The sequence below is a fragment of the Ruegeria sp. G7 genome, from assembly GCF_056535465.1.
This window is the reverse complement of the sequence record NZ_JBQFIL010000001.1, coordinates 3,035,815-3,061,272: the sequence shown is the minus strand read 5'-3', so window position 1 is coordinate 3,061,272 and position 25,458 is coordinate 3,035,815. Positions and strand designations below refer to the sequence as shown.

Here is a 25,458-nt window from a genome sequence, read left to right as displayed (position 1 = left end):
TACCCTTGCTGGTTTTTTGTCGAACTCAGGCGGGTCACGATTTGAGGCAGGTTTTGTGGATACCCGTCGTGCCGCAGAATCAGAAAGGCCGTGGCTTGCGGGGGCAGTGTTTCGCGACACTCGAATCTGTCCGAGCCAATTTTTTGATACCTGTCACCTGGCCCCGAGCAATCGGCCCTGAAGGTAGTGAACAGGTTTGTGGGGTAATCCGGGAATTGCGCGCTGCGTGATGCGGTTGGTGTTGCTTGTGATGTACAAGACACGATCAAGGCCATCAGGGACAATATTAAGAGCGGGCGCATGGTGGAAACGAATCCTGTACGAAAAACGCAACACCGCCTTTATGCCATGCGCGCCCTGCCGCAGACGATGATTCTCTGCGATCTTGCTTAACCGGCATCTGCATGACCATTCTCTTGTAACTGCTATGGGCGGAACGAGAAATCAATTTGCGACTCGTGCGGTTGCTTTGATGGATCGTCGCAACCTGCGTGTGGGGGAATCATTGGCAGGCGGGTTCCTGCCGATGCCGCGTATCGGGTCAACCCAAAAGATTTCAAAAATGAGCGAAAAAGCCCGTTGACCAACTATAGGTCAATACGTCAGATTGTATAGGCCGATAGCGGAGCCACTAAATCTGGTAGGCAATGACCAGAAAAGGGTTCCGGGCAAGGGACGGACAGCAAACCAATAGAATGTGCAACCGCAACGTGGTTTTGCGCTGTTATGGGCAGCGCGCGGTCGTTTGCGTCCTTTCTGGTCGGTCGCGCGGGCGGCACCCCGCAACACAAGATTTGGTGCCGGCGTTGAGAATTTTGGACAACCTGAAGCTGGGGCAGCGGACATGAAGATTGAAAGAAAATTCACCAAACCGGGACAGGATGCATATTCCGATCTGGACTTTGTCTCGGCGACCTCTGAAATCCGCAACCCGGATGGTACAATCGTTTTCCGTCTGGACGAGATTGAGGTCCCTGCGAAATGGAGCCAGGTTGCCAGCGACGTCATCGCGCAGAAATATTTCCGCAAGGCGGGTGTTCCGTCTGCGCTGAAGAAGGTCAAAGAGAAAGACGTTCCGGAATTCCTGTGGCGTTCGGTGCCCGCAGAAGGTGCTGAATTCACAGGCGAAACCTCGTCCAAGCAGGTATTCGACCGTCTGGCCGGTGCGTGGGCTTATTGGGGCTGGAAGGGCGGCTATTTCTCGACCGAGGATGATGCTCGCGCCTATTTCGACGAGATGCGCTACATGCTGGCGACCCAGCGCGCGGCGCCGAATTCGCCTCAGTGGTTCAACACGGGTCTGCATTGGGCTTATGGAATCGACGGCCCGGCGCAGGGGCACCATTATGTCGACTACAAGACCGGTAAACTGACCAAGTCGAAATCCGCATACGAACATCCGCAGCCGCACGCGTGTTTCATCCAGTCCGTCGATGATGATCTGGTGAACGAAGGCGGCATCATGGACCTGTGGGTGCGCGAGGCGCGCCTGTTCAAATACGGCTCGGGCACTGGTACGAACTTCAGCCATCTGCGCGCAGAAGGCGAGGCGCTGTCGGGTGGCGGAAAATCCTCGGGCCTGATGGGCTTTCTCAAGATCGGCGACCGCGCCGCTGGCGCGATCAAATCAGGCGGGACAACCCGTCGAGCAGCAAAGATGGTGATCGTCGACGCAGATCACCCGGATATCGAGCAGTTCATTGACTGGAAGGTGCTCGAAGAGCAGAAGGTGGCCTCGATCGTTGCCGGATCGAAGATGCACGAAAAGATGCTGAACGGCATTTTCGAGGCCATTCGGTCTTGGGACGGGTCTGCGGATGATGCTTACGATCCCAACAAAAACGACGCGTTGAAAAAGGCGGTGCGCGAGGCCAAAAAGGTCGCGATCCCCGAGACTTACATCAAGCGCGTGCTGGACTATGCCAAACAGGGCCACGACAGCATCGAATTCCCGACCTATGATACGGACTGGGATTCCGAAGCCTATAGCTCCGTCTCGGGACAGAACTCGAACAACTCGATCCGCGTGACCAACGCGTTCCTGACCGCCGTCGAAAAAGACGCCGATTGGGAGCTCATTAACCGGACCGATGGCAAGGTCGCCAAGACCGTCAAGGCCCGCGATCTGTGGGAGAAAGTCGGCCACGCTGCATGGGCTTGTGCCGATCCGGGTATCCAGTTCCATGATACCGTCAATGAATGGCACACATGCCCCGAAGATGGGGAAATCCGCGGCTCGAACCCGTGCTCGGAATATATGTTCCTGGACGATACGGCCTGTAACCTGGCGTCGATGAACCTGCTGACCTTCCTCAAGGATGGCGAGTTCCAGGCGGCGGACTACATGCACGCCTCGCGCCTGTGGACCCTGACGCTGGAAATCTCGGTTACAATGGCGCAGTTCCCGTCCAAGGAAATCGCGCAGCTGTCTTACGACTTCCGCACTTTGGGTCTGGGCTACGCAAATATCGGCGGCCTGCTGATGAACATGGGCTACAGCTATGACTCGGATGAGGGCCGGGCGATCTGTGGCGCGCTGACTGCGATCATGACCGGTGTGGCCTATGCGACCTCGGCTGAAATTGCAGGTGAGTTGGGGCCGTTCAAGGGGTACGAGCGCAACGCCGACCACATGCTGCGCGTTATCCGCAATCACCGCCGCGCGTCGCAGGGCGTGACCGAGGGGTATGAGAAACTGGCTGTGAAGCCGGTTCCTCTGGACCACGGCAACTGCCCGGACAAGCGTTTGGTCGATCTGGCCATGTCGGCTTGGGATGAGGCTCTGAGCCTCGGCGAGAAGAACGGCTACCGCAACGCTCAGGCCACTGTGATTGCGCCGACCGGCACCATTGGTCTGGTGATGGATTGCGACACCACGGGGATCGAACCTGATTTTGCGCTGGTCAAATTCAAGAAACTGGCCGGGGGTGGTTACTTCAAGATCATCAACCGCTCAGTGCCGTCGGCGCTGGAAAAGCTGGGCTATTCTTCGGCTCAGATCGAAGAGATCGTCAGCTATGCGGTTGGCCACGGCACCATCGGTAATGCACCGGGGATCAACCACACCTCGCTGACCGGTCACGGCTTTGGCCCGAACGAACTGGCCAAGGTGGACGCCGCACTAGAAAGCGCCTTCGACATCCGGTTCGTCTTCAACCAGTGGACGCTGGGTGAAGATTTCTGCACCGGCGTTCTGGGCATCCCGGCGACCAAGCTGAACGACCCGACCTTCGACCTGCTGCGCCATCTGGGCTTTACCAAAGCCGATATCGACGCGGCGAACGATCATGTCTGCGGAACCATGACTCTGGAAGGTGCGCCGCATCTGAAGGAAGAGCACTATGCCATCTTTGACTGCGCCAATCCGTGCGGCAAGAAAGGCAAGCGTTTCCTTGGGGTTGATAGCCACATCACCATGATGGCCGCTGCGCAGAGTTTCATCTCTGGTGCGATCTCGAAGACGATCAACATGCCAAATGACGCGACCATCGAGGATTGCCAGAAGGCTTATGAACTGTCGTGGTCGTTGGGCGTGAAGGCGAACGCACTCTATCGTGACGGCTCGAAACTGTCCCAGCCACTGGCGGCGGCGCTGGTCGAGGATGACGACGAAGCAGCGGAAGTGCTGGAAAGCGGTTCGACGCAAGAGAAAGCCGTCGTTCTGGCCGAGAAGGTGATCGAGAAGGTTGTGGTCAAGGAAATGATCCGCAGCCATCGTGAGAAACTGCCCCATCGCCGCAAGGGCTATACCCAGAAAGCGATCGTCGGCGGCCACAAAGTTTATCTGCGCACCGGTGAGTTCGAGGACGGCAAGCTGGGCGAGATCTTCATCGACATGCACAAGGAAGGCGCTGGCTTCCGGGCGATGATGAACAACTTTGCCATCGCCGTGTCGGTTGGCCTGCAATACGGCGTGCCGCTGGAAGAATTCGTGGACGCCTTTACCTTCACCAAGTTCGAACCGGCTGGGATGGTGCAGGGCAACGACTCGATCAAGAACGCGACGTCAATCTTGGATTACATCTTCCGCGAACTGGCCGTGTCCTATTTGGACCGCACCGATCTGGCGCATGTGAAACCCGAGGGTGCAACCTTTGACGATCTGGGCCGCGGCGAAGAGGATGGTCTGTCGAACGTCTCGGAAATCAGCGAAAGCGCGGCAACCAAGTCCTTGGAAGTGCTGAAACAAATCAGCTCGACCGGGTATCTGCGCAAGCGCCTGCCGCAAGACCTGATGGTCTTCAACGGCGGTCAGACCGATGTAACCGGCATGGCCGAAACCGCAGCCACCTTTGAGGCACCTGCTGAAACGGCGGTTGCAACCGGTATGGACGCACGGACCAAAGCCAAAATGCAAGGATACGAGGGCGATCCCTGCGGCGAATGCGGAAACTACACGCTGGTGCGCAACGGCACCTGCATGAAGTGCAACACCTGCGGCGCGACAAGCGGGTGTAGCTGAGTTTAGCGCCCCGGCAACCCGGGGTGCAGGGGTCGGATAGCTGCCACAGGTACCGACCCCGACGAATACGAAGCAAGGCGCTGAGACTTACCATCGATGCCTTGTTTCACTCGGCCGACATGCCCGTGTTGGCCGGGAACAGGGTGGGGCGGAATATTTGCTCCCTCCCACTCTCTCACGGAACGGGTGCGCTCGTTCCATGCGCAGTCCAGGCCGCAGGCAAAAAAACACCGGGCGGTCAACGAATTGAGCCTGGAAGGCGAAACTGACAGGGGGCTTCGGCCCCCTTTCTTTTTCGACCGTTTACCCGGCAATCTAGGCAGAGCCCCGCCGGAGCGGCCTGATCCCGCCGGGCAATACCTGCCGAAAAGGATGAGCGACATTTTACCCGGCGGGCCTTCGCGGATGAGACTCAGGCAGACACGCAAAGATTGGCGCGTCTACCCAGCATTCTCGTCATGCGGGTGACAGTGGATGCGGGATGGGTGTCTGTTGCCCCTGTCCGGACGAAATACGCAAAACAACTCACTCAGGAGGCAATATCATGAAACCGTTAACACTGGTGACCCTGTCCGTAGTTGCGCTTGGCGCGCCCACAATGGCGCTGGCGCAATCCAGCGCGGATGCAAATGGCGATGGTGTCTTGACCATCGAAGAGGTGCAAGTCGTTCTTCCCGAAGTTGACGCAGACACCTTCTCTGTCATGGACGCAAATGGAGACGGCACGCTGGATGCAGATGAGATTGCCATTGCGGAAGAAGCCGGTTTGCTGCCCCCCAGCAACGGGTAATCGCAATGGACAGGAAGTGGCTCAAGCCTTTCTTGGGCCACTTTTCAATAGGTTAGGTGGGAAGGTGAATGTTGAATTTATCGCGCAGTTCGGCATCCAGAAGCGGATCAAAGCGCGCGCTGGACGGCGTTGCGAGAATTTCCTCTTTTCTGGCGATGGCCTTCTCGATCAGGTCCGGCTTACCTAATTCAACCCATTCCTTGGGCGAGGTCCGATCCCCGAAGGTCGGATAGACATAATCCGCCTGCATCCTGCTGAGCGTTGCATCGGTGCCCAGATAATGCCCGGGCCCACCCATGCAGACCTCGGCCATCTGATCCAGCGCAAGCGTCTCGTCGCTGACCTCGATCCCGCGCACACAGCGCTGTGCCTGACCAATCAGATCGTCACCCAATATCAGGCTTTCATGGCAAAATCCCAATAATGAGGCATGCATTCCTGCCGCCTCATAGACCATGTTCAGGCCCGACAGTCCTGCCATGACGTTTGAGCACATCTGCTCCCAACCGGCCTGCATATCGGGCAGCTTCGAATCTGAGGCTCCGGCGGCCGCACCGCCAGGCAGGTCATAGAAACGGTGCATCTGTGCGCAACCTGCCGTCAGCAGAGCCTGTTCGCCCGAGCCGATGGACATCGCACCTGTGCGCAGATCCAGACCAAAAGGCCAGGTGCCGAAAATCGCGGGCGCTCCGGGGCTTACGGCGTTTACGTAAACCAGCCCGGCCAGACATTCTGCGGTGGCTTGCGTGATCGCGCCGGCGATGGTTGATGGTGCCGTGGCCCCGGCCATGCCAGCGGACAGGAGCAGGACGGGCATGCCTGCTTTGATGCATTCCTCCATCACCTCGCAGCTTTCGGTCGCGAATTTCATAGGCGGCACGACGAAACAGTTCGAGTTCGAAACAAAAGGCCGCGCGCGATACTTGTCCTCGCCACCGGCGATCATGTGGAGCATCTCGACGGCGGGGGAGACGTGACTGGGTTCGGTAAAGGATGTGCCGATATGTTTGAATGTCCCCGAACAGGCGGCGTAGATGGTGTTCAGGTCCATCTCGAGGTTATCGGTGATATCGCGGCAGACCATTGGGCGTTGGACAAAGTGAATGTTTTCAAGCTGTTCGCAGATGCGCGCAGCATCGTGCAGGTCCTGAACGGTTGAATCGCGATAGTCCTGCCCGTGGACATCGACCATGCTGACGGCGGCCCCGGCGGTGCCATAGTGAACCTTGGTACCCGACAGTTCCAGATCGGTTTTGCCATCCCGGCTGTACAACGTGACAGCGCGGTTGGCTTTGGCGATGGTGTCCTCGACCAGCGCGCGGGGAAAGCGAATGCGACCATCTTGGCCCAGGTTACATCCGGCGGCGACCAGATAGTCGATACCGCTTTGTGGTGCGTCGGCCAGGCCGATGGTCTCAAGGGCCGTAAGGGCGGCTTCGTGAATGCGCTCGATCTGGTTTGGGGTCAGGACATTGAGGACACCGCCCTCCATTCCTGGACGAATGGGGCGCAAGTGTTCCGGCAGGGCCGCTGCGCGGGCTGCACGACGCGCGGCGCGCCCGCCGCTGCGAGAAGGAGTGGGGGTTTGATCGTTCATGAACTTAAGTCCGGCTCTGAGGTGGGTAACGTGACTGCGGATAAACCTAGCAGAGGTTTGGCCTGCCACGCGCAGCACGCCCCCGGTCCGCACCGATCGTGCGGCTGATCAGACGAATTTTCCAGACGTCGCTTTGCATTCACGGCCTCAGTTGGGTTTTTCAAGTGTTGCGGTGCTTGGCGACATAATCTGTCCTATTTGCGACTTGACTGTGGATAATTTCCGATGACGAAACATCGACGGCGTACAAATGCTCGTGAGAAAATGTTTTTTCCTGTTTCGATAGAAATCTGTTATTCTGTACATAGTTAATTAACCTATGCTTGAGAGTTTAAGCCCTATTCATTGCCACACCGATACCAGTGTGCGGCCCCGCAATCCGCCCAGACCGGCATCTTTTGTTCGGAGGTCTGAATGAAATTTACCAAGGCCTTCGTTTTTGCAGCCCTGTTTGCGGGGTCTGGCCCTGTGTTGGCAGAAGACTGGACAGGGGCCTATGTCGGCTTCAGTTTCGGCTACGCGGATGTTGACGGGTCAGGTGGGGTAGGCGGCAGTGATGCCGCTTTTGGTCCGCATATCGGTTATGATTATGATTTCGGCAATTTCGTTCTGGGTGGTGAGCTGGAGTACAACCGCCTGAACCTCGATCTCGGCCAGTCAGAGGGAAGCCTTGACAGCATGTCTCGCCTGAAACTGCGCGGCGGCTATGATTTCGGTTCGGCGCTGGGGTATGTCGTGGTCGGTACGGCGCGTGCCAGCACCTCGGGCGACAGCGACACGGCTGCGGTTTACGGGATCGGCGTTGCTTATCCGCTGGGCGACCGATTCGTCATCAGCGGTGAGGCGTTGCGGCAGAATTTCGACGATGTGCCAACGGCTGGCAGGGGGCTTGATGCCAATGTCTTTAACCTGCGCACGACCTTCCGTTTCTGATCTGTAGGTCAGGCCGTGGCGGCTTGAGCCTCGGCTGCCAATTGCGCGGCAAACGCACAGAGCAGCTTCAGCGAGGCGACGAACTTCTCATCATCGATGGTCATGGCGACCCGAATATGGCCTGCGGCGGCGGTGCCGAAGCTTTCGCCGGGCATGACAGCGATCGAATGAGTGTCGAGCAGGGCGTTGGCGAAGCCTTCGCCGCTCAGTCCCGTCGCGCGGACATCCAACATCAGGTACATTGCCCCCTGCGCCGGGATCAGGCCAACGGCCTGCTGGGTGGCCAGCACGTCCAGCGCCAGCGCGCGGCGGCGGCGGAAGGGTTCTGATATGCGGCTCTCCAGTTCGTGTCCGGCGTTCAGGGCATAGCTGGCGGCGTCCTGAATGAACCCCGGCACGCCGTACGTGGTGTGGGTGGCGAGGTTGATCAGATGCGCGATGACTTCCTCCGAAGCGACGATCCAGCCGCAGCGCGATCCGGTCATGGCGTGGGATTTCGACATTGACCCAACGACCAGCGTGCGCTCGGCCATGCCGGGCAGGACGCGAGGGGACAGATGGCTGCCGTCCCAGACCTGCGTGTCATAGACCTCGTCCGAGATCAGCCACAGGTCTCGTCGGTGGCACAGTTCGGCGATGGCCGAGAGCGTTTCAGGGGCATAAACCACGCCGGTCGGGTTGTTCGGGGTGTTGATCAGCAGAGAAACAGCGCCATCGGCGGCGGCGTCGATATCCTTGGCGCGGGGCTGGAAGGCGTCTTCGGCACGGGTCGCGATGGGGCGGGCAATGGCTCCAGCCCCGCGGATGGTGCCGGGATAGGTGGCATAATAGGGGTCGAGATAGAGGCCTACATCACCGGGATCGCACAGCGCGGTATGCGCAGCAAACAGCGCCGCCTGACCGCCGGGTGTGATCAACACGTTGTCTCGGGTTGTTCGTACACCGGTGCGCAGCTGGACTCGCGCGGCGACCGTATCGCGCAGCAGATCGGTCCCCGGTACCATCGCATACCCTGTATGACCGTCGCGCGCCGATGCATCCATCGCCGCCAGAATCGAGGGGTCGGTGCCGATATCATGCTCGCCGATGGTCAGCTCGGTGACAGCGTGGCCTTCGGCGATCATCTGGCGGGCGCGGTAGAACACGTCCCACCCGTCCGAGCCGCCGCCGGTCAGATGCGTGATGCGATGTGATAGTTTCATGGCGCGCGCTCCCTTTGGGCGAAATGGGGCAGAGCGCCAAGGTTTTGTCAATCGGCTTCGGGACGGCACCCGGGGCGAACTCAGGACTTGGCGGCGCGGCGAACCCATGCTAGGCAGGGCGCATGAACCGGAAAACCCGCATCATTATCTGCTGCATTTCCTGCTGATTTCTCAAGCGGGCCGGTTTCTTTCGTTTTCATCCCTGAGACAAGTTGCTAAGCCCGCGCCAACGCGTGACGTATATGCTGTTTCAGGAGCACGACCCGATGACAACGATCAAACTGCACAACACGAGGACACGGGCGAAAGAGGATTTCGCGCCGATCGATCCCAGCAATGTGCGGATGTATGTCTGTGGCCCGACGGTCTATGATCGCGCCCATCTGGGAAATGCGCGTCCTGTTGTGGTGTTTGACGTGCTCTACCGGTTGTTGCGTTATGTTTATGGTGCCGATCATGTGACCTATGTGCGCAATTTCACCGATGTGGATGACAAGATCAACGCGACCGCTCTGGCGCGGAAGAAGGCCGGGGCCGAGGGGTCTCTGGAGCAGTTGGTGCAGGAGCGTTCGGACGAGACCATTGGCTGGTATCTGCATGATATGGGCGCTCTGGGCGCGATGGAGCCCGATGAGATGCCGCGTGCCACGCAGTACATCGCGCAGATGATTGCGATGATCGAGGGCCTGATTGCCAAGGGGCATGCGTATGCCGCCGAGGGGCATGTGTTGTTTGCCGTGGATAGCTGGAAGGACGATTACGGCGCGCTGTCGGGTCGCTCGGTCGATGACATGATCGCAGGCGCGCGGGTTGAGGTCGCGCCCTACAAGAAGAACCCGATGGATTTTGTGCTGTGGAAGCCGTCGACTGATGAATTGCCCGGCTGGGACAGTCCGTGGGGCCGGGGGCGTCCGGGCTGGCATATTGAATGCTCGGCCATGAGCTATGAGTTGCTGGGTGAGAGCTTCGACATTCATGGCGGCGGCAATGATCTGATGTTCCCGCATCATGAAAACGAGATTGCTCAGAGCAAGTGCGCCCATCCGCAGGGTGAGTTCGCGCGTGTCTGGATGCATAATGAGATGCTGCAGGTCGAGGGTAAGAAGATGTCCAAATCGCTGGGCAATTTCTTTACCGTTCATGATCTTTTGAAACAGGGGGTGCCCGGTGAGGTGATCCGCTTTGTCTTCCTGCAGACCCACTATCGCAAGCCGATGGACTGGACCGAGAAGAAGGCGCGCGAGGCCGAGGCAACGTTGCGCAAGTGGCGGGCGCTGACAGCGGGCATCGAGCCCGCCGCCACCGCGGCCCCCGCGGTCATCGCGGCGCTTGGTGATGATCTGAACACCGCAGGTGCCATCGCAGAGCTGCACCGCTTGGCAGCAGAGGGCGATGCCGCGTCTTTGTTGGCGAGCGCGCAGGTGGTCGGGTTATTGACCGATGAGATGGGCAGCTGGGCTCAGGCGGGTTCGGTCGATCTGTCGTCACATGCCGAACGGCTGGCCGAGGCGCGGGCGGCTGCGATGCAATCCAAGGATTTCTCGGAGGTGGATCGCCTGAAGGCCGCGTATGTCGCCGCCGGGCTTGAGGTTCGGATGAGCAAGGAGGGCGTTGAACTGGTGCCCGGTGCCGGTTTCGATCCCGCCAAGCTGGAGGGGGTTGGATGAGCAAAGAGCGTCTTTACCTTTACGACACCACCTTGCGGGACGGGCAGCAAACGCAGGGCGTGCAGTTTTCGACTGCTGAGAAGGTGCAGATCGCGCGGGCGCTGGACGCGTTGGGCGTAGACTACATCGAAGGCGGCTGGCCCGGCGCAAACCCGACGGATAGCGCATTCTTTGAGGCGGCGCCCAAGACTGCGGCCTGTTTGACCGCGTTTGGGATGACCAAGCGCGCGGGGCGGTCGGCCGAGAATGATGACGTGCTGGCGGCGGTGATGAATGCCGGGACGCCTGCGGTCTGTCTGGTGGGGAAGTCGCATGACTACCATGTGACGGACGCGCTTGGCATCGCGCTTGAGGAGAACACCGAAAACGTGCGGGCCTCGGTCGCGCATATCGTGGCGCAGGGGCGCGAGGCTTTGTTCGATGCCGAGCACTTCTTTGACGGCTACAAGGACAATCCCGAATACGCGGTGGAGGTCTGCCGGGCCGCGCTGGACGCTGGCGCGCGCTGGGTCGTTTTGTGCGACACCAATGGCGGTGCCTTGCCTGCCGAGGTCGGGCGCATCGTGTCCGAGGTGATCGCCGCTGGTCTGCCCGGGGATCGGCTGGGCATTCATACACATAACGACACCGAGAATGCGGTGGCGTGTTCTCTGGCCGCCGTCGATGCTGGCGCGCGGCAGGTGCAGGGCACGCTGAACGGGTTGGGTGAGCGCTGCGGTAACGCCAATCTGACCGCTTTGATCCCGACGCTGATGCTGAAAGAGCCCTACGCCTCGCGCTATGAGATCGGGGTGAAGCCCAAGGCGCTGGCGGGGTTGACGCGGATCAGCCGGATGCTGGATGATATCTTGAACCGAGTGCCCAGCAAGCAGAGCGCCTATGTTGGGGCCTCAGCCTTTGCGCATAAGGCGGGGCTGCACGCCAGTGCGATCCTCAAGGACCCGTCGACCTATGAGCATATAGACCCGGCAAGCGTCGGCAATGCGCGCATCATTCCGATGTCGAACCAGGCCGGGCAGTCGAACCTGCGCAAGCGTCTGACCGATGCAGGGCTGACCGTCGACGCGGGCGATCCGGCGTTGGGGCGTATCCTTGAACGGATCAAATTGCGGGAGGCCGAGGGTTATTCCTATGACACCGCGCAGGCCAGTTTTGAGCTGCTGGCGCGGGATGAGCTGGAGCAGTTGCCCGAGTTCTTCGAGGTCAAACGCTACAAGGTCACCGTTGAGCGCCGAAAGAACAAATACAACAAGATGGTCAGCCTGTCTGAGGCGGTTGTTGTTGTGAAAGTGGACGGTGAGAAGAAACTGTCGGTCAGTGAATCGCTTGACGAAGATGGCAGTGATCGCGGTCCGGTGAACGCTTTGGCGAAGGCTCTGGCCAAGGATCTGGGGCAGTATTCGCAGATACTGGCGGATATGCGGCTGGTCGACTTCAAGGTGCGCATCACCCAAGGCGGGACCGAGGCGGTGACCCGCGTGATCATCGACAGCGAAGACGGGCAGGGGCGGCGCTGGTCCACTGTCGGGGTGAGTGCGAATATAATCGACGCCTCGTTTGAGGCTCTGCTGGATGCGATCCAGTGGAAACTGGTAAGCGATTGCGCGCCGCGCTCCGCCGCTGCCGAATAACGTGGAATTCGACGACGACATAAAGGCCTGCGCCGCGCTGGTGCATAAGGCCGATCCGGATCGTTTCATGGCGGCGATGGCCGCGCCGGTTGCGGCGCGGGCGGTTCTGTTTCCGATCTATGCGCTGAATGTCGAGGTGGCGCGCGCGCCATGGGTGACGCAGGAAAGCATGATCGCCGAGATGCGCCTGCAATGGTGGCGCGATGCGCTGCAGGAGGTTGCCGAAGGCCCGACCGTTCGGCGGCATGAGGTTGTGACGCCCTTGTCCCGTGTGATCTCACCTCATCTGGCGGCGCAGTTGGATGAATATGTGGCCGTAAGGCGCTGGGATATCTACCGCGATCCGTTCGAGGATGAGGTGCATTTCGACGCTTACATCAACCATAGCGCCGGAACGCTGATGGTGGTGTCTGCGCAGGCTTTGGGGTCCGCGGATGAGACTGTTCTGCGTGACTTTGGCTATGCGACCGGGATCGCGAACTGGTTCCGGGCCATCCCCGCGCTTGAGGCGCGGGGCAGGATTCCTCTGCTCGATGGGACGCAGGATGGGGTTCGGGCGCTGGCGCAAAAGGCGTTGGACCGGCTGGCGCGCGCGCGGGCGGCGCGCAATGACGTTACTGCGCAAGCGCGGCCTGCGCTCTATGCCGGGTGGCAGACCGAATGGGTGTTGCGGGCCGCCTTGGCTCGGCCCGAACGCGTGGCCGCAGGCGCCTTGGCGCAGGGTGAAATCCGCCGCCGGTTTTCGCTGATGAAAACAGCGGCAACGGGGCGCTGGTAGGATCAGGCGGTCTGAGGGTCCGAAGGCCTGAGCACCAGCCACAACAGCGCGCCACCTGCCAGCGTCAGCAGCGGGATCATGGCGAGGTTGACCGCCGTCCAGCCCTCGACCGCCGAACCGCCCGAGCAGTTCATCAGGCCTCCCGACGCCAGCGAGGCAAAGGTGACGCCGCCAAAGACCAGCAGGTCGTTCAGGCCCTGCATCCGTCCACGCTCATGCACTTCATGCGAGTCCGCCAGCATGCTGGTGGCCCCGATGAAGCCAAAGTTCCAGCCGATCCCCAGCAGGATCAGGGCGACGAAAAAGTTTCCCAGATCAACGCCTTGCAGGGCCACGATGCCAGCCCCGCCGAGAATGGCCAAACCAAGCGCCACGATTTTTTCGACCCCGAACCGTGCGATCAGATGGCCGGTGAAGAAGCTGGGAATATACATGGCCAGCACGTGACTGGTGACGATGTCTGCCGCATCGCCCTCGGTGTAACCGCAGCCGACAACGGCCAGCGGCGTCGATGTCATCACAAGGTTCATTAACGCGTATGAAACCATCGCGCAGATGATCGCCACCGCGATGCGCGGTGTTTTCAGCAGCTCGAGCCGGGTGCGACCTTTGGGGTCTTCCTTTGTGGGCTTAGGCGGGGTCGGGATGTCGAGAAAGAAGAACAGCGCCGAGCCGAAGACGTTGATCGCGATGACGGCCAGATAAGTGCCCAGAAACGGAATCACATAGGCCTGCGAGGTCAGCTTGACGATCTGCGGGCCAATGATCGCTGCCGCCAGCCCTCCGGCCATGACGTAGGATATGGCTTTGGGCCGAAATGCGTCAGATGCGGTGTCGGCAGCGGCAAAGCGATAGAAGCCATGCGCGCTCATGTAGATGCCGGTCAGGAAGCTGCCGACAAGGAACAACGGGAACGAACCCAGATACAGGCCATAAGCGCCGATTACCCCACCCGCAGCACCCGCGGTTGAGCCGACAAGAAACCCCGCGCGCCTCCCCCAGCGCTGCATGATGGCAGAGATCGGCGTCGCCGCCATCATCGAGCCCAGAACGATCAGCGAGATCGGCAATGTGGCTAGACAGGCGTTGCTGGCCAGCGATTGCCCGGCCAGCCCGCCGACGATGAACATCATCGGCATCTGCGCGCCCAGCACGGCCTGCGCCGCCACAAGTACGGCGACGTTGCGCTTGGCCTGGCTGTCGTCCGGGGTGGCTGCGGTCATCGTCATGGGCAAATGGTTATCGGCGATTGCGATGTGGCACAAGCGGGTTGCATATGCGGCACATCCGCCTAACGTGCAGGCAAGGATCACTTATCGGAGAGCGCATGTCCGTTGGACGCATCATCGAAACACCGGACTGCGTGACCGAAGGGGCCGAGTGGCTGGCCGGGGCCTGCCCGCGGATGGCTTATGCGATGGACCAGACCGGGCCGCTGCCGCTTCGGCGCAAGCCGGATGGGTTTGCCCAGCTTCTCAGCGCGATCGTCAGCCAGCAGGTCAGTGTGGCGTCGGCCAATGCGATCTGGAAGCGGTTGCGGGATGCCAAACTGACCGGCCCGCGCAAGATCATGTGGGCGACGGATGACGATTTGCGCGCGGTTGGGCTCAGCCGTCAGAAAATCCGCTATGCCCGTGCGCTGGCCGAGGCGCGGATCGATTACAAGGCGCTGCGCGATGCACCGGATGATCAGGTGGTGGCGATCCTGACCGAGGTGCCGGGCATCGGTGTCTGGACCGCCGAGATTTATGCGATGTTCTCGCTGGGTCGCGCCGATGTGATTGCGCCGGGCGATCTGGCCCTGCAAGAGGCGGCGCGCATCCTTTATGACTTGCCGAAAAGACCAACCGACAAAGAATTACGCCAGATGGCCGAAGCGTGGTCGCCCTGGCGATCCGTTGCGGCGCGGGTGTTGTGGGCCTATTACCGGGTCGCCAAAGACAGAGAAGGGATCAGATGACACGGGTTTTGAATGCGCTGAGGAAAGAGCCGGTCTCGGGGGATACACGCTCGGTCGTGGTGTTTGTGCATGGCTATGGTGCGAACGGTGCCGACCTGCTGGGTCTGGCTGATCCGCTGGGGGAACACCTGCCGGATACGCTGTTCGTGGCCCCCGATGCGCCCGAGCAGATTGCCGGCATGCCCAACGGTTTTCAGTGGTTCCCGATCCCGTGGATCGATGGCTCGTCCGAGGAAGAGGCCCGGCGCGGGATGGAAATGGCGGTTGAGGATTTCAACGCCTTTCTGGACGCGCTGATGGTGGATGAGGATGTTCTGCCCGAGCAGGTCGTTCTGTTTGGCTTCAGCCAAGGCACCATGATGAGCCTGCACGTCGCCCCGCGTCGTGAAGACCCGGTGGCCGGGATCGTCGCCTTCTCGGGACGACTGCTGGAGCCGGATTTGCTGCCGGATGAGGTGGTCAGCCGGATGCCCGTTCTGCTGGTGCATGGCGACGCCGACGATGTTGTGCCGCCGCAATCGCTGCCCGAAGCAGCCGAAGCCTTGCAGAGTGCCGGGTTCAAAGAGGTCTATGCCCATGTCATGAAGGGCACGGGCCATGGCATTGCTCCGGATGGTCTGAGCGTTGCTTTGGCGTTCATGCGCGACAAGCTGAGCCTCTGAGCTTAGTCGTGGGGTCTTAGCCCCACAGATGCGCCTCGGCGAATTCAATCGAATTTCCTGCAGGGTCGCGGACGTAAAGTGAGCGGGCCCCGTTGGGCCAGTCGAACTCGGTATCCAGCGGAACGTTCCAGTCCAGCAGGTGCTTGCGCATTACGGCGATGTCATCGCGGCTGAGTACAAGGCAGACATGGCCCGGTCCGCGTGCGCCATGCGGCGGGACGGGCAGGTCGGGGTTGCCGGGTGGTTTCTCGGTCTCATCGGCGTTGAACAGCAGCAGAACCGACCCACCGACCCGATAGAACACATGGCGATCGGTCACGCGCTGGATTTTCTCAAGGCCCAGTATCTGGCCATAGAAGTCTTCGGCCGCGTCCAGATCATCGACATAAAGCGCGGCTTCCAGAATGGCCGATGGGGCCGGGATGTCTGGTGTCACCTTCATCCCTTAAGCCTATCACATCGCGCGGTTTTTGTCACCGACGCAGGCGGCGGTCGCGTTTGCGCTGTGGTGCCACGCTCAGGGTGGGCATGGGCAGGCTGTCCCACTGTCCGGGCGCAAGCCCGTCGAGCGACCAGTCTCCGATGCGGGCGCGGATCAGACGCAGGGTCGGGTGGCCGACGGCTGCCGTCATCCGGCGTACCTGACGGTTGCGACCCTCGCGGAGTGTCAGTTCAAGCCAGCAGTCCGGCACGGTCTGGCGCACCCGGATCGGTGGGGTACGCGGCCAGAGGTCCTCGGGTTCGTCAATCAGGCGCGCCTTGGCGGGCCGGGTCAGGCCGTCTTTCAGTTCGACGCCCTGGCGCAGCGCAGTCAGCGCCGCCGCATCGGGAAGCCCTTCGACCTGAACCCAATAAGTCTTGGTCATTTTGTGCTTGGGGTCGGATATCTGCGCCTGCAGACGCCCCTGATCGGTCAATAGCATCAGCCCCTCGCTGTCGCGATCCAGACGACCGGCAGGATAGACGCCGGGCAGGTCGATGAAATCCGACAGCGTGCTGCGGGGCGAGTCCGCATTGGCGCGGTCCGTGAACTGCGGCAGCACGTCATAGGGTTTGTTGAAACGAATGAACCAGGACATGCCCCGCCATAGCGTCCGCGCCACATCAGCGCAACCTGTGGATAAGTGTCACTTATCTGTTACGGATTCGGCATAACGAATACCCGAGATGTTGTGTGAACTCGGCACTTGTCAGAGATTTAACACGAGATATAGTCAGCGTAAGGCCGGGGCGGGTGTTCCCCGCTCTGATGTCACAAACGGGCAGAGCAGAGCGAGGAGCGATTCAATATGGACGGAGACTTCAGGGCCGAATTTGTCAGGGAAACCGGTGCGCTCAAGCATCATCCGGCATTGGTTTTGAACGCCGATTACCGGCCGTTGTCCTATTATCCCTTGTCCTTGTGGCCCTGGCAGGAGGCAATAAAGGCGGCTTGGCTGGACAGGGTCGATATCGTTGCCGAATACGACGAAGTTGTCCGAAGCCCCAGTACCGAGATCCGAATACCCTCGGTCGTTGTTCTGAAAGACTATGTAAAACCCAGAAAGCGCGTGGCCTTCACGCGCTTTAATTTATTTTTGCGGGACGAATTCAAATGTCAGTACTGCGGCAGTCGCGAAAATCTGACCTTTGACCATGTGGTGCCGCGTGCGGCAGGCGGGGTTACAAGCTGGCAGAACGTGGTTGCGGCTTGCAGCCCGTGTAACCTGCGCAAGGGATCGAAATCCTTGCGTCAGGCCAGAATGTCGCTGAACAAGCCACCGCGTCAGCCCGATGCCGAGGCATTGCGTAACATTGGCCGCAAATTCCCGCCCAATCATCTGCACGAAAGCTGGATCGATTTCTTGTACTGGGACGCGGAACTGGATCAGCAGTAGCGCCTAGCGCGCCCGCCATGCGGCGAGCCAGATCAGAACCAATACGCTAGAGAGCACGCCATTCCAGCCAGCCATGGACACCCCCAGCATTTCCCACGCGATATCGTCACAACGCACCAGCGGGGCGGACATGATCTGATCCAGTAATTCTTCGGCGCTCAGCCCGCCGATGGGGCCGGATGTGCAGGTCGTGGGCCCCTCCCACCAGCCTTTTTCGACGCCGGCATGAAAAAAGCCGATCCCGGCGGTGGTCGCCGCAGCAAGCGCCCCGAGCAAGGGCAGGGCGCGGGCCCCGGGCCACGCCAGCGCCAATACGCCCAGGATCACCGCCGCGCCATGCGGATAGCGTTGCCAGATGCACATTGTGCAAGGTGCCAGCCCGCCGAGATACTGAAATGCCCAGGCCCCCAAAAGCAGGGCGGCCGACCCGGAAGCTGCCAGTAAGATCAGGGCGTTTCGTGTCATAGGTATCTCACCACCAGAAACCCGCCAAATAGCAGGATGATGAACAGGGTGAACATCAGGCCCAGACGTTTTTCGATGAAGTCCCGGATCGGTTCGCCAAATTTCCAAAGCAGCCCGGCGACCAAGAAGAACCGCAGCGCGCGGGCCAGGATTGATGTTGCAATGAAGGTACCCAGCGGCATCCCGGTCCATCCGGACATGATTGTGATGACTTTGTAGGGAAATGGCGTAACGCCGGCCGCAAGCACGGCCCAAAAGCCGAAGTCATTAAAGCGCGTGTTGAATTCTTCCATCGCATGCGCTTTGCCCATTGCTTCCAATACGGGTTGGCCAAGGCTCTCGTAGAAAAACGCGCCGATTGCATAGCCCAAAATCCCACCCAATACCGAGGCCACCAGCGCGACGGATGCGATCAGCCACGCCCGCGATGGTCGTGCAAGGATCATCGGGATCATCAGAACATCGGGCGGGATCGGAAAAAATGAGCTTTCAATAAAGGCAACAACGGCCAGCGCCCAAAGCGCATGGGGGTGCTCGGCCAGACGAATGGTCCAGTCATAAAGTGATCGCAACATATGATACAAATATCCCGGCAAGTGTTGCGCCAAGCCAAACCATGCGCATGTCGAGGGGTCAACCTCTGTGGTCGCCTCATTTCGCGCGATAGCGGTTTTTCACTTGATACCGCCGCATGATCACACCCACGCGGTGTTTGCGGCGCGCCCGGGAGCATGCGCCCGGTATGGCGCATTTCGGGCAAACGGGGTGATGGGCAAAGCCGCAGTGTTACGCGACAGACCAGTTTGTGGAAACGATGCGTGTTGTCGTGGAGATGAATGGTGCCCTTCCCCGGATTCGAACCGGGACGCCGTGAGGCAAAGCATTTTGAATGCTTCGTGTCTACCGTTCCACCAGAAGGGCCCTTGAGTTCTCGTTTAGGCGACCTGCCGGGGGTCGTCAACAGGGTGATCGCCGCTAAATGTGTCGATGCGATTTCGTCCACCGATAAGACGGTGCGTTCGATGATCGATCCCGCCGCTAAGCGGCACCATTCGAAAGGCGCAGTGTTGGTTCCGCCGCCGAGAGACAAGCTTGACCTCGCGCGGCCCCGATTAAAGCGCAGGGTTTTTGCGCTTGCATGATGACGATCTGACCCATTGAAGAACAAAAACAAACCGAGGACAGCCTCGCTCTTGCGGCAGCGAATTCAGGGCGGTGTCTGTTTTGGAACGGGAAATGTCGCAAGCCTTTCAGCGGTGATGCGGTGTAAATTTATCTTGCCGCTACGAGGTGCCGCTGTTTGATTCTCGGACAGCGGAGAATTGGGAAGCCGGTGCAAATCCGGCACTGCCCCCGCAACGGTAACGAAGGTCGGGTTCGGCGATCAACCACTGGGACGAGGATCCCGGGAAGGTGCCGAAACCGGGCGCGAGCCCCTTCGAAGTCCGGAAACCAGCCTCGTGGATATGTCAAACCGCGGGTGGCGGTGGGGGCGCTGTTGCCGGGCGTGATCCTCGTACGCTTCCGGGCGGGCCTCCTGTTGCCATCTGCCCAAGCAGTGCCGCGGCGTGCGGCAGGAGAGCCATAAGTGAGCAGTATTCAAAGCCTGTTGGCGCGCCGGAACCCGGCCTATGCGCTTGAGCAGCCATTCTATACCGATCCCGCTATTTTTCAGGCTGATCTGGAAGCCATCCACTATCGCGAATGGCTGTTTGCCATACCGGCCTGCGAATTGGTGAAGTCGGGTGATTACGTCACCTATACCATCGGTGCATATCGCGTGATCATCGTGCGCGGCACAGACAACCAGATTCGTGCATTTCACAACACCTGCCGGCATCGGGGCTCGATCATCTGCAAGGCCGCAAAGGGGAACGCGCCCAAGCTGGTCTGCCCGTATCACCAATGGACCTATGAACTGGACGGATCGCTTCTGTGGGCGCGCGATATGGGGCCTGATTTCGACCCCAAGCAGCACGGTCTGAAGTCCGTGCATTGCCGTGAATTGGCGGGGCTTGTTTATATCTGTCTTGCGGAGGACGCGCCTGATTTCAACGCCTTTGCCGATGTGGCGCGGCCTTATCTTGAACCGCATGATCTTGGCAACGCCAAGGTGGCCTATGAAAGCTCGATCATCGAGAACGGGAACTGGAAGCTGGTCTGGGAGAACAACCGAGAATGTTATCACTGCGGTGGTAATCATCCTGCGCTTTGCCGCACTTATCCTGACGATCCCAGCGTGACCGGCATCGGCGAAGGCGGTGAAACGCCTGCACATCTGCAGGCACATTTCGACCGGTGCGAGGCCGCCGGGGTGCCGTCGAACTTTCATCTGAGCACCGATGGCCAGTTTCGGGTGGCGCGGATGCCGCTGAAAGAGGGGGCCGAAAGCTATACCATGGATGGCAAGGCAGCTGTGCGGCGCTGGCTGGGCCGGGTTCCGTTTGCCGATGCCGGAGCGTTGCTACAGTTTCATTACCCGACGACGTGGAATCACTTCCTGCCGGATCATTCGATCGTCTTCCGCGTCACCCCCGTCAGCGCGACCGAATCCGAGGTCACTACAAAATGGCTGGTTCACAAAGATGCCGTGGAAGGGCTGGATTACGACATCAAGCGGCTGACCGAGGTCTGGATCGCCACCAATGATGAAGATCGTCGCGTGGTCGAGGACAATCAGCAGGGCATCAACAGCCCGGCCTATGTACCTGGCCCGTATTCGGACACTCAGGAATCGGGCGTGCTGCAGTTCACCGACTGGTACTGCAGGACCCTGTCAGCACGTCTGAGCCCCGAAACCATCGCTGCGGAGTGACGCCATGAATGATCTTAGCCCAATGGCCACGCTCTGGCAGGATGATGAGACGCTGGAATGCGTCTCGGTGGTACCCGAAATGCCGAACACAGCCAGCTTTACCTTTCGGGCCCCCTCGGGCGCGATGTTCGCTTATCAACCCGGCCAGTTTCTGACGCTTGAGATTCCCGCTCCGGGTCAACCGGGCGGTGTCGTGCATCGGACCTACACGATCTCGTCCTCGCCATCGCGGCCCCGATCGATCACCATCACGGCGAAGGCGCAGCCCGACAGTATCGGCACGCGCTGGATGCTGGACAATCTGCAGCCGGGGATGCGGCTGCGCGCGATCGGGCCTGCGGGTCTGTTCACCAATGCCCAAAGCACGGCGCGCAAGTTTCTGTTCATCTCGGCCGGATCGGGTATCACGCCGATGATGTCGATGACGACTTGCATGTGGGATGAAGGGCGCGATCTGGACGTTGTGTTCATCAACTGCGCCAAGCGCCCGTCCGAGATTATCTTTCGCCAACGGTTGGAGCAGATGGCCAGCCGAACCCACGGTCTGGATCTGAAATTCGTCGTCGAAGAAGCGGACGAATACCGCCCCTGGACCGGGTATCAAGGCCAGTTCAACCAGCTGATGCTGGGCTTGATGGCCCCCGATTATCTTGAGCGCGAAGTCTATTGCTGCGGCCCGGAACCTTTCATGCAGGCCGTGCGTGACGCGCTGGTGGGTCTGGGTTTCGACATGGACAACTATCATCAGGAAAGCTTTGGTGCCCCGATCGAGACCGAGGCCGATCAGCCTGCGCTGGATGATGTTGTCCCCGACGACGACAGCAGTGCCGAGATCGTGTTCGCCGCCTCGGGCGTGACGGCCAAAGTGGCCGAAACGGACACCGTTCTGGTCGCCGCGCGCTCGGTCGGGCTGAACATACCGTCGGGCTGTACCTTCGGGGTGTGCGGCACCTGCAAAGTCAGAAAGACCGCGGGCGAGGTGCACATGGTTCACAATGGCGGTATTTCGGAAGACGATATCGAGGCAGGTTACATTCTGGCCTGTTGTTCAAACCCCATCGGCAAGGTCGAAGTCGAGGTCTGACATGGAACGGGCGGCGCGCATTGCGGTCTGCCGCCCCTCTAACTTGGCGACAAACGACTTTGTGTTAGTGCGCTTCCTTGTCAAATCAAGTTGTTTCGTATCTTGTGACCAGGATGGTTCCTGAACGCGAATCGCGCGCGGGATTCAAGGGAATATGGTGCGGCCCGTGCGATCAGGCCAAATCCGTGACTGCCCCCGCAACTGTAGGCGGTGAGCGACCCGAGATCGGCCACTGGGCAATCGCCTGGGAAGGATCGGGACAGCATCGACCCGCAAGTCAGGAGACCTGCCATCCGATTTGAACGAACCCGGGCGGGGTGTCCCGGAGGGAGATGACAATGTTCCAAGCGGCTGTCGCCGTCCCAGACTTTGCACTCGCCTTGCCCCCGTCCAAACCGAGGAGCCGAAACACGTGGCGTTGCAAAATCCTGAGAGCGGGCCCCGCGAAGCTGGCAGACGCTGCGTCGCTGCAGCGTGGCTGACGTTCCAAAGCCGCCCTCTCGGCGTCGTCGGTAACCGATGACCCGTCCTCTGACCCCTCGCGCGACCGGTGCGCAAAGGCTACGTTGCCTGACGGAATTCAGCGTTCCGATCCTGGTTGCCGGCGCTCTGATCGTGTCGGCGCTGCTGTGGCTCATGATTTACGCGGTGATCTGATGTCGGGTGTTCTGCAACTGTGCGGCCTGACGCTGGGGTATCGCGATCTTACGTTGTTCCGCAACCTGTCGATGGACATTGAGGCCGGAACAACGCTGGCCGTCCTTGGCACGAACGGATCCGGCAAAAGCACTTTTGTGAAAATGCTGCTGGGTCTGTTGGATCCGCTTGCCGGAACGCTAAGCTGGCCGCAGGGGCGACCGTCTGAGATCGGGTATCTCGCACAGATGACCGAGTTCGATCGGCGTTTCCCCATTCGCGTACGGGATCTGGCTGCTATGGGGGCGTGGCGCGGTTTCGGGCTCCGGTCGGGGCTGGACAGCGCCGCCCGAGACCGGGTGGCCGCTGCGCTTGACGAAGCGGGCGTTCTCGATATCGCCGACCGCCCGCTGCATCAATTGTCCGGCGGACAGCTGCAGCGCGCGCTGTTTGCGCGCGTGATTATGCAGGATGCTCCGCTTGTTCTTCTGGATGAACCCTTTGCCGCTGTCGACCAGAACACCGAGGCGCACCTGTTGTCGATCATTCGTCGATGGCGCGATGAGGGACGCGCCGTGGTCCTGGTGGTGCATGATCTGTCTTCGGTTCTGGACCATTGCAGCCACGCCCTTCTGCTGGGCGGGCAGGAAGCGACCTATGGTCCGGTGTATGACGTCCTGACCCCCGACCGGCTGGTTGCGCAGGGTTATCTGTCGGAAAGCCAGGCTTCGTGGATGTTTCGAAGCGAACCCACGCCAGCGGAGAATGCGCATGTTTGATCTGCTCGCCGAGATGTGGGGTTTTGCATTCATGCGCCGGGCGTTCGTCGCCACAACGGTTTTGTCGGCATCCGTGGCACCGGTGGGGGCGTTTTTGGTCCTGCGCCGTCTGTCGCTTGCGGGCGAAGCCATGGCTCATGCGATTACGCCGGGCATCGTGATCGGTTTTGTGACCGCAGGATTGTCTGTCATGTCGCTGTTGGTCGGTGGCCTGATCGCCGGTGTCGGTGTTGCGCTCCTGACAGCATTTTTGGCACGTAGAACAATCCTGCGCAGCGATGCGAGCCTTGCGTCGCTCTATCTGATCGCCCTGGCCGTGGGCATCTTCATACTGTCGGCTGCAGGTTCTGCTGTGCCACTGAAAAGCTTTTTGTTCGGTTCGATTCTTGGGATCGACGACGCCTCGATGCTGCTGGTGGGCGGGGTTGCGATGGTCACTCTGGTCAGCTTCGCCTTTCTGCTCAGGCCGCTGATCGTCAGCACCTGTGACCCGGTCTTTTTCGAGACCCAGACACGGCGGCCCTGGTTGGTCGAGCAGGGGTTCATGCTGCTGCTGGTACTGAACCTTCTGGCCGCTTTCAAGACGCTTGGCACGCTGATGGCGGTCGGCCTGATGATCCTGCCGGCGACGGCGGCCAGATATTGGGCCAGCACCATTACCGCGCAGCTGGCTTTGGGTTTTGTCTTTGCGCTGTCCAGCTGCTGGATCGGACTGACCCTGTCTTACCTGTTTCCCGCAACCCCGTCTGGCCCGGCAATCGTGCTGGTCGCTGGTGGTTTCTTTCTGATTTCGGCCGTGCTTGGGCCGCTAGGCTTTGGCAGGGGGCTGCGCAAACCGTCTGTCAAGAATGACACTTCTATTGCGCACATTCATCAAGAAGAGCGAGCAAAATGACTCTTATCAAATCCCTTTATGCAGGCATCGCTGCGGTTGCGGTCGCATTGGTGGCCTATCCAGCCAAGGCGGGCGAAGACATCAAGGTCGTCGCCAGTTTCTCGATCCTTGGCGACATGGTCGAAGAGGTTGTTGGCGATTTGGCCGACGTGACAACCATCGTCGGTCCCGACGCCGACGCGCATGTGTATCAGCCGTCGGTTGCTGACGCAAAAGCCGTGGCCCAAGCGGACATCATCTTTGTCAACGGTCTGGGGTTTGAGACGTGGTCAGACACCCTGATCACCGAGTCCGGCACCGAAGCCACCGTGCATGTCGCAACCGAGGGCGTCACCCCGGTCAAGGTCGACAGTGAGATCGATCCGCATGCTTGGAATTCTCTGTCGAACGGCGTGATCTACGTGAGCAATGTGGCGGACGCGATGAAACAAGCGATGCCCGAGCACGCCGACCAGATTGCCGCCAATGCCGATGCCTATATCGCCGAGTTGGAAGCGCTGGATGCGCAGACCAAGGCCAAGCTGGCCGAGCTGCCCGCGGATCGGCGTACAGTTGTGACCGCGCATGACGCATTCGGTTATCTTGCTGATGCGTATGGTATGACTTTCCTGGCGCCCGTCGGTATCGATACAGAAGCCGAACCCTCGGCCCAAGAGCTTGCCGTTCTGATCGCGCAGCTGAAAGCCGAAGGTGCGGCTGCATTGTTTGTTGAGAACATCACCAGCCCCGCGCTGGTGCAGCAGATTTCGGACGAAACCGGGATCGAAATCGGCGGACGTTTGTTCTCGGACGCTTTGTCCGAACGCGGCGGCCCCGCCACCAGTTATCTGGCGATGTTCCAGCATAACCTTGGCACTTTGCTGAATGCACTGGGCAAAGACGCGTCAAGCTGACCCCAGATTACAAACGAGGCGGCGCGATTGCGCCGTCTTTTTTCATTTGCTGTGTCAGGCCTGCTGCAGCACGATGTGCGATGATTGCTTAGCCGTCCCAAACGTGCATGCGTGATCATGAGGACGCGCGCGGGACCTCTCAGCCAGAGTTTTGTCGATGCTGTTGGTTTACGAAAAGAAAACACAGAACGGCGAAGCCGAGAACGTCCTGCACGTTGGACTTTGGTTGGGTCAGAAGGCAAGGGCGAGACTGCCTGCATTCCTACACAGATGCGCCAGGGACAACGTGGTTAATTGCTACTCGGACACGCGTTATGTGCGCTGCCCCTGAC

The 25,458-nt window shown here is 60.1% G+C and carries 22 protein-coding genes, 1 tRNA gene and 2 riboswitches; of the genes, 15 read left to right on the top strand and 8 right to left on the bottom strand.

All coding sequences use genetic code 11. The features are described 5' to 3' along the window. Positions 1 to 844: 844 nt before the first annotated feature. The gene (locus tag ACR3EN_RS15385) at positions 845 to 4,462 is read left to right on the top strand and encodes a vitamin B12-dependent ribonucleotide reductase (RefSeq protein WP_480819997.1); all 3,618 of its coding nucleotides are present in this window, start codon (positions 845 to 847) and stop codon (positions 4,460 to 4,462) included. 544 nt (positions 4,463 to 5,006) lie between these two features. Next, positions 5,007 to 5,252: an EF-hand domain-containing protein gene (locus tag ACR3EN_RS15380; RefSeq protein ID WP_480819999.1), complete on the top strand. Its 246-nt coding sequence runs from the start codon at positions 5,007 to 5,009 to the stop codon at positions 5,250 to 5,252. Positions 5,253 to 5,304: 52 nt separating this feature from the next. On the opposite strand, the gene ACR3EN_RS15375 is transcribed toward ACR3EN_RS15380, so the two are convergent. After that, positions 5,305 to 6,849 carry a trimethylamine methyltransferase family protein gene (locus ACR3EN_RS15375; protein WP_480820001.1) on the bottom strand — a complete coding sequence of 515 codons (1,545 nt, stop codon included), beginning with the start codon at positions 6,847 to 6,849 and terminating at the stop codon, positions 5,305 to 5,307. Between the two features lie 414 nt (positions 6,850 to 7,263). Here ACR3EN_RS15375 and ACR3EN_RS15370 point away from each other — a divergent pair, with 414 nt between their 5' ends. Beyond that, the gene (locus tag ACR3EN_RS15370) at positions 7,264 to 7,782 is read left to right on the top strand and encodes an outer membrane protein (protein WP_480820003.1); all 519 of its coding nucleotides are present in this window, start codon (positions 7,264 to 7,266) and stop codon (positions 7,780 to 7,782) included. A gap of 8 nt (positions 7,783 to 7,790) precedes the next feature. On the opposite strand, the gene ACR3EN_RS15365 is transcribed toward ACR3EN_RS15370, so the two are convergent. Further along, entirely contained in the window at positions 7,791 to 8,984 is a 1,194-nt protein-coding gene (locus ACR3EN_RS15365) for a pyridoxal phosphate-dependent aminotransferase (protein ID WP_480820005.1), read from the bottom strand. Between the two features lie 266 nt (positions 8,985 to 9,250). Between ACR3EN_RS15365 and cysS the strand changes: the two genes are divergently transcribed. From cysS to ACR3EN_RS15350, 3 genes are read left to right on the top strand one after another with little or no spacing between them, the layout of a single operon-like run. Next, complete coding sequence (gene cysS, locus ACR3EN_RS15360; RefSeq protein ID WP_480820007.1) at positions 9,251 to 10,651, top strand: cysteine--tRNA ligase; 1,401 nt, start codon at positions 9,251 to 9,253, stop codon at positions 10,649 to 10,651. Then, complete coding sequence (gene cimA / locus ACR3EN_RS15355) at positions 10,648 to 12,282, top strand: citramalate synthase (RefSeq protein WP_480820009.1); 1,635 nt, start codon at positions 10,648 to 10,650, stop codon at positions 12,280 to 12,282. The genes cysS and cimA overlap by 4 nt, the downstream gene beginning before the upstream one ends. A 1-nt stretch (position 12,283) precedes the next feature. Continuing rightward, on the top strand, positions 12,284 to 13,060 hold the full coding sequence (locus ACR3EN_RS15350) for a squalene/phytoene synthase family protein (RefSeq protein ID WP_480820011.1): 777 nt from the start codon (positions 12,284 to 12,286) through the stop codon (positions 13,058 to 13,060). A gap of 2 nt (positions 13,061 to 13,062) precedes the next feature. On the opposite strand, the gene ACR3EN_RS15345 is transcribed toward ACR3EN_RS15350, so the two are convergent. Further along, positions 13,063 to 14,289: an MFS transporter gene (locus ACR3EN_RS15345; RefSeq protein WP_480820013.1), complete on the bottom strand. Its 1,227-nt coding sequence runs from the start codon at positions 14,287 to 14,289 to the stop codon at positions 13,063 to 13,065. A 98-nt stretch (positions 14,290 to 14,387) separates the two neighbouring features. Here ACR3EN_RS15345 and ACR3EN_RS15340 point away from each other — a divergent pair, with 98 nt between their 5' ends. Beyond that, on the top strand, positions 14,388 to 15,020 hold the full coding sequence (locus ACR3EN_RS15340) for a DNA-3-methyladenine glycosylase family protein (protein WP_480820015.1): 633 nt from the start codon (positions 14,388 to 14,390) through the stop codon (positions 15,018 to 15,020). Further along, entirely contained in the window at positions 15,017 to 15,682 is a 666-nt protein-coding gene (locus tag ACR3EN_RS15335; RefSeq protein WP_480529807.1) for an alpha/beta hydrolase, read from the top strand. The genes ACR3EN_RS15340 and ACR3EN_RS15335 overlap by 4 nt, the downstream gene beginning before the upstream one ends. Positions 15,683 to 15,698: 16 nt before the next feature. Here ACR3EN_RS15335 and ACR3EN_RS15330 read toward each other — a convergent pair whose 3' ends face one another. Together ACR3EN_RS15330 and ACR3EN_RS15325 are read right to left on the bottom strand one after the other, a co-directional pair. After that, entirely contained in the window at positions 15,699 to 16,124 is a 426-nt protein-coding gene (locus tag ACR3EN_RS15330; RefSeq protein ID WP_480820017.1) for a VOC family protein, read from the bottom strand. 31 nt (positions 16,125 to 16,155) lie between these two features. Further along, complete coding sequence (locus ACR3EN_RS15325; protein ID WP_480820019.1) at positions 16,156 to 16,761, bottom strand: pseudouridine synthase; 606 nt, start codon at positions 16,759 to 16,761, stop codon at positions 16,156 to 16,158. 210 nt (positions 16,762 to 16,971) lie between these two features. Between ACR3EN_RS15325 and ACR3EN_RS15320 the strand changes: the two genes are divergently transcribed. After that, a complete protein-coding gene (locus ACR3EN_RS15320; RefSeq protein ID WP_480820021.1) occupies positions 16,972 to 17,559 on the top strand; it encodes an HNH endonuclease in 588 nt (195 codons plus the stop codon). Positions 17,560 to 17,562: 3 nt separating this feature from the next. Here the strand turns inward: ACR3EN_RS15320 and ACR3EN_RS15315 are convergent, their stop codons facing one another. From ACR3EN_RS15315 to ACR3EN_RS15305, 3 genes are all read right to left on the bottom strand, one after another. Next, complete coding sequence (locus ACR3EN_RS15315) at positions 17,563 to 18,024, bottom strand: disulfide bond formation protein B (protein WP_480820023.1); 462 nt, start codon at positions 18,022 to 18,024, stop codon at positions 17,563 to 17,565. Beyond that, entirely contained in the window at positions 18,021 to 18,599 is a 579-nt protein-coding gene (locus ACR3EN_RS15310) for a YqaA family protein (RefSeq protein WP_480820025.1), read from the bottom strand. Before ACR3EN_RS15310 ends, ACR3EN_RS15315 begins: the two co-directional genes overlap by 4 nt. 262 nt (positions 18,600 to 18,861) lie before the next feature. After that, a tRNA-Leu gene (locus tag ACR3EN_RS15305) sits at positions 18,862 to 18,945 on the bottom strand. A 350-nt stretch (positions 18,946 to 19,295) separates the two neighbouring features. Further along, positions 19,296 to 19,499: riboswitch (cobalamin riboswitch) on the top strand. A gap of 113 nt (positions 19,500 to 19,612) precedes the next feature. On the opposite strand from ACR3EN_RS15305, the gene ACR3EN_RS15300 reads away from it, so the two are divergent. From ACR3EN_RS15300 to ACR3EN_RS15275, 6 genes are all read left to right on the top strand, one after another. After that, complete coding sequence (locus ACR3EN_RS15300) at positions 19,613 to 20,839, top strand: aromatic ring-hydroxylating oxygenase subunit alpha (RefSeq protein ID WP_480820027.1); 1,227 nt, start codon at positions 19,613 to 19,615, stop codon at positions 20,837 to 20,839. Between the two features lie 4 nt (positions 20,840 to 20,843). Beyond that, positions 20,844 to 21,923: an FAD-binding oxidoreductase gene (locus ACR3EN_RS15295; RefSeq protein ID WP_480820029.1), complete on the top strand. Its 1,080-nt coding sequence runs from the start codon at positions 20,844 to 20,846 to the stop codon at positions 21,921 to 21,923. Positions 21,924 to 22,020: 97 nt separating this feature from the next. Continuing rightward, a riboswitch (cobalamin riboswitch) is annotated at positions 22,021 to 22,231 on the top strand. Positions 22,232 to 22,442: 211 nt separating this feature from the next. Further along, positions 22,443 to 22,580: a hypothetical protein gene (locus tag ACR3EN_RS15290; protein ID WP_480843406.1), complete on the top strand. Its 138-nt coding sequence runs from the start codon at positions 22,443 to 22,445 to the stop codon at positions 22,578 to 22,580. Next, on the top strand, positions 22,553 to 23,338 hold the full coding sequence (locus tag ACR3EN_RS15285; protein WP_480820031.1) for a metal ABC transporter ATP-binding protein: 786 nt from the start codon (positions 22,553 to 22,555) through the stop codon (positions 23,336 to 23,338). The genes ACR3EN_RS15290 and ACR3EN_RS15285 overlap by 28 nt, the downstream gene beginning before the upstream one ends. Next, positions 23,331 to 24,233: a metal ABC transporter permease gene (locus tag ACR3EN_RS15280; RefSeq protein WP_480820033.1), complete on the top strand. Its 903-nt coding sequence runs from the start codon at positions 23,331 to 23,333 to the stop codon at positions 24,231 to 24,233. The genes ACR3EN_RS15285 and ACR3EN_RS15280 overlap by 8 nt, the downstream gene beginning before the upstream one ends. Then, positions 24,230 to 25,126: a metal ABC transporter solute-binding protein, Zn/Mn family gene (locus ACR3EN_RS15275; protein WP_480820035.1), complete on the top strand. Its 897-nt coding sequence runs from the start codon at positions 24,230 to 24,232 to the stop codon at positions 25,124 to 25,126. Before ACR3EN_RS15280 ends, ACR3EN_RS15275 begins: the two co-directional genes overlap by 4 nt. Positions 25,127 to 25,458: the final 332 nt, after the last annotated feature.

Excerpts from the sequence above, each read along its gene's own strand:
- ACR3EN_RS15280 (WP_480820033.1), top strand. The coding sequence starts at position 23,331 with ATGTTTGATCTGCTCGCCGAGATGTGGGGTTTTGCATTCATGCGCCGG.
- ACR3EN_RS15295 (WP_480820029.1), top strand. The coding sequence starts at position 20,844 with ATGAATGATCTTAGCCCAATGGCCACGCTCTGGCAGGATGATGAGACG.
- cimA (WP_480820009.1), top strand. The coding sequence starts at position 10,648 with ATGAGCAAAGAGCGTCTTTACCTTTACGACACCACCTTGCGGGACGGG.
- ACR3EN_RS15325 (WP_480820019.1), bottom strand. The coding sequence starts at position 16,761 with ATGTCCTGGTTCATTCGTTTCAACAAACCCTATGACGTGCTGCCGCAG.
- ACR3EN_RS15365 (WP_480820005.1), bottom strand. The coding sequence starts at position 8,984 with ATGAAACTATCACATCGCATCACGCATCTGACCGGCGGCGGCTCGGAC.
- cysS (WP_480820007.1), top strand. The coding sequence starts at position 9,251 with ATGACAACGATCAAACTGCACAACACGAGGACACGGGCGAAAGAGGAT.
- ACR3EN_RS15370 (WP_480820003.1), top strand. The coding sequence starts at position 7,264 with ATGAAATTTACCAAGGCCTTCGTTTTTGCAGCCCTGTTTGCGGGGTCT.
- ACR3EN_RS15315 (WP_480820023.1), bottom strand. The coding sequence starts at position 18,024 with ATGACACGAAACGCCCTGATCTTACTGGCAGCTTCCGGGTCGGCCGCC.
- ACR3EN_RS15330 (WP_480820017.1), bottom strand. The coding sequence starts at position 16,124 with ATGAAGGTGACACCAGACATCCCGGCCCCATCGGCCATTCTGGAAGCC.
- ACR3EN_RS15335 (WP_480529807.1), top strand. The coding sequence starts at position 15,017 with ATGACACGGGTTTTGAATGCGCTGAGGAAAGAGCCGGTCTCGGGGGAT.
- ACR3EN_RS15345 (WP_480820013.1), bottom strand. The coding sequence starts at position 14,289 with ATGACGATGACCGCAGCCACCCCGGACGACAGCCAGGCCAAGCGCAAC.
- ACR3EN_RS15320 (WP_480820021.1), top strand. The coding sequence starts at position 16,972 with ATGGACGGAGACTTCAGGGCCGAATTTGTCAGGGAAACCGGTGCGCTC.
- ACR3EN_RS15290 (WP_480843406.1), top strand. The coding sequence starts at position 22,443 with ATGACCCGTCCTCTGACCCCTCGCGCGACCGGTGCGCAAAGGCTACGT.
- ACR3EN_RS15340 (WP_480820015.1), top strand. The coding sequence starts at position 14,388 with ATGTCCGTTGGACGCATCATCGAAACACCGGACTGCGTGACCGAAGGG.
- ACR3EN_RS15275 (WP_480820035.1), top strand. The coding sequence starts at position 24,230 with ATGACTCTTATCAAATCCCTTTATGCAGGCATCGCTGCGGTTGCGGTC.
- ACR3EN_RS15385 (WP_480819997.1), top strand. The coding sequence starts at position 845 with ATGAAGATTGAAAGAAAATTCACCAAACCGGGACAGGATGCATATTCC.
- ACR3EN_RS15380 (WP_480819999.1), top strand. The coding sequence starts at position 5,007 with ATGAAACCGTTAACACTGGTGACCCTGTCCGTAGTTGCGCTTGGCGCG.
- ACR3EN_RS15310 (WP_480820025.1), bottom strand. The coding sequence starts at position 18,599 with ATGTTGCGATCACTTTATGACTGGACCATTCGTCTGGCCGAGCACCCC.
- ACR3EN_RS15375 (WP_480820001.1), bottom strand. The coding sequence starts at position 6,849 with ATGAACGATCAAACCCCCACTCCTTCTCGCAGCGGCGGGCGCGCCGCG.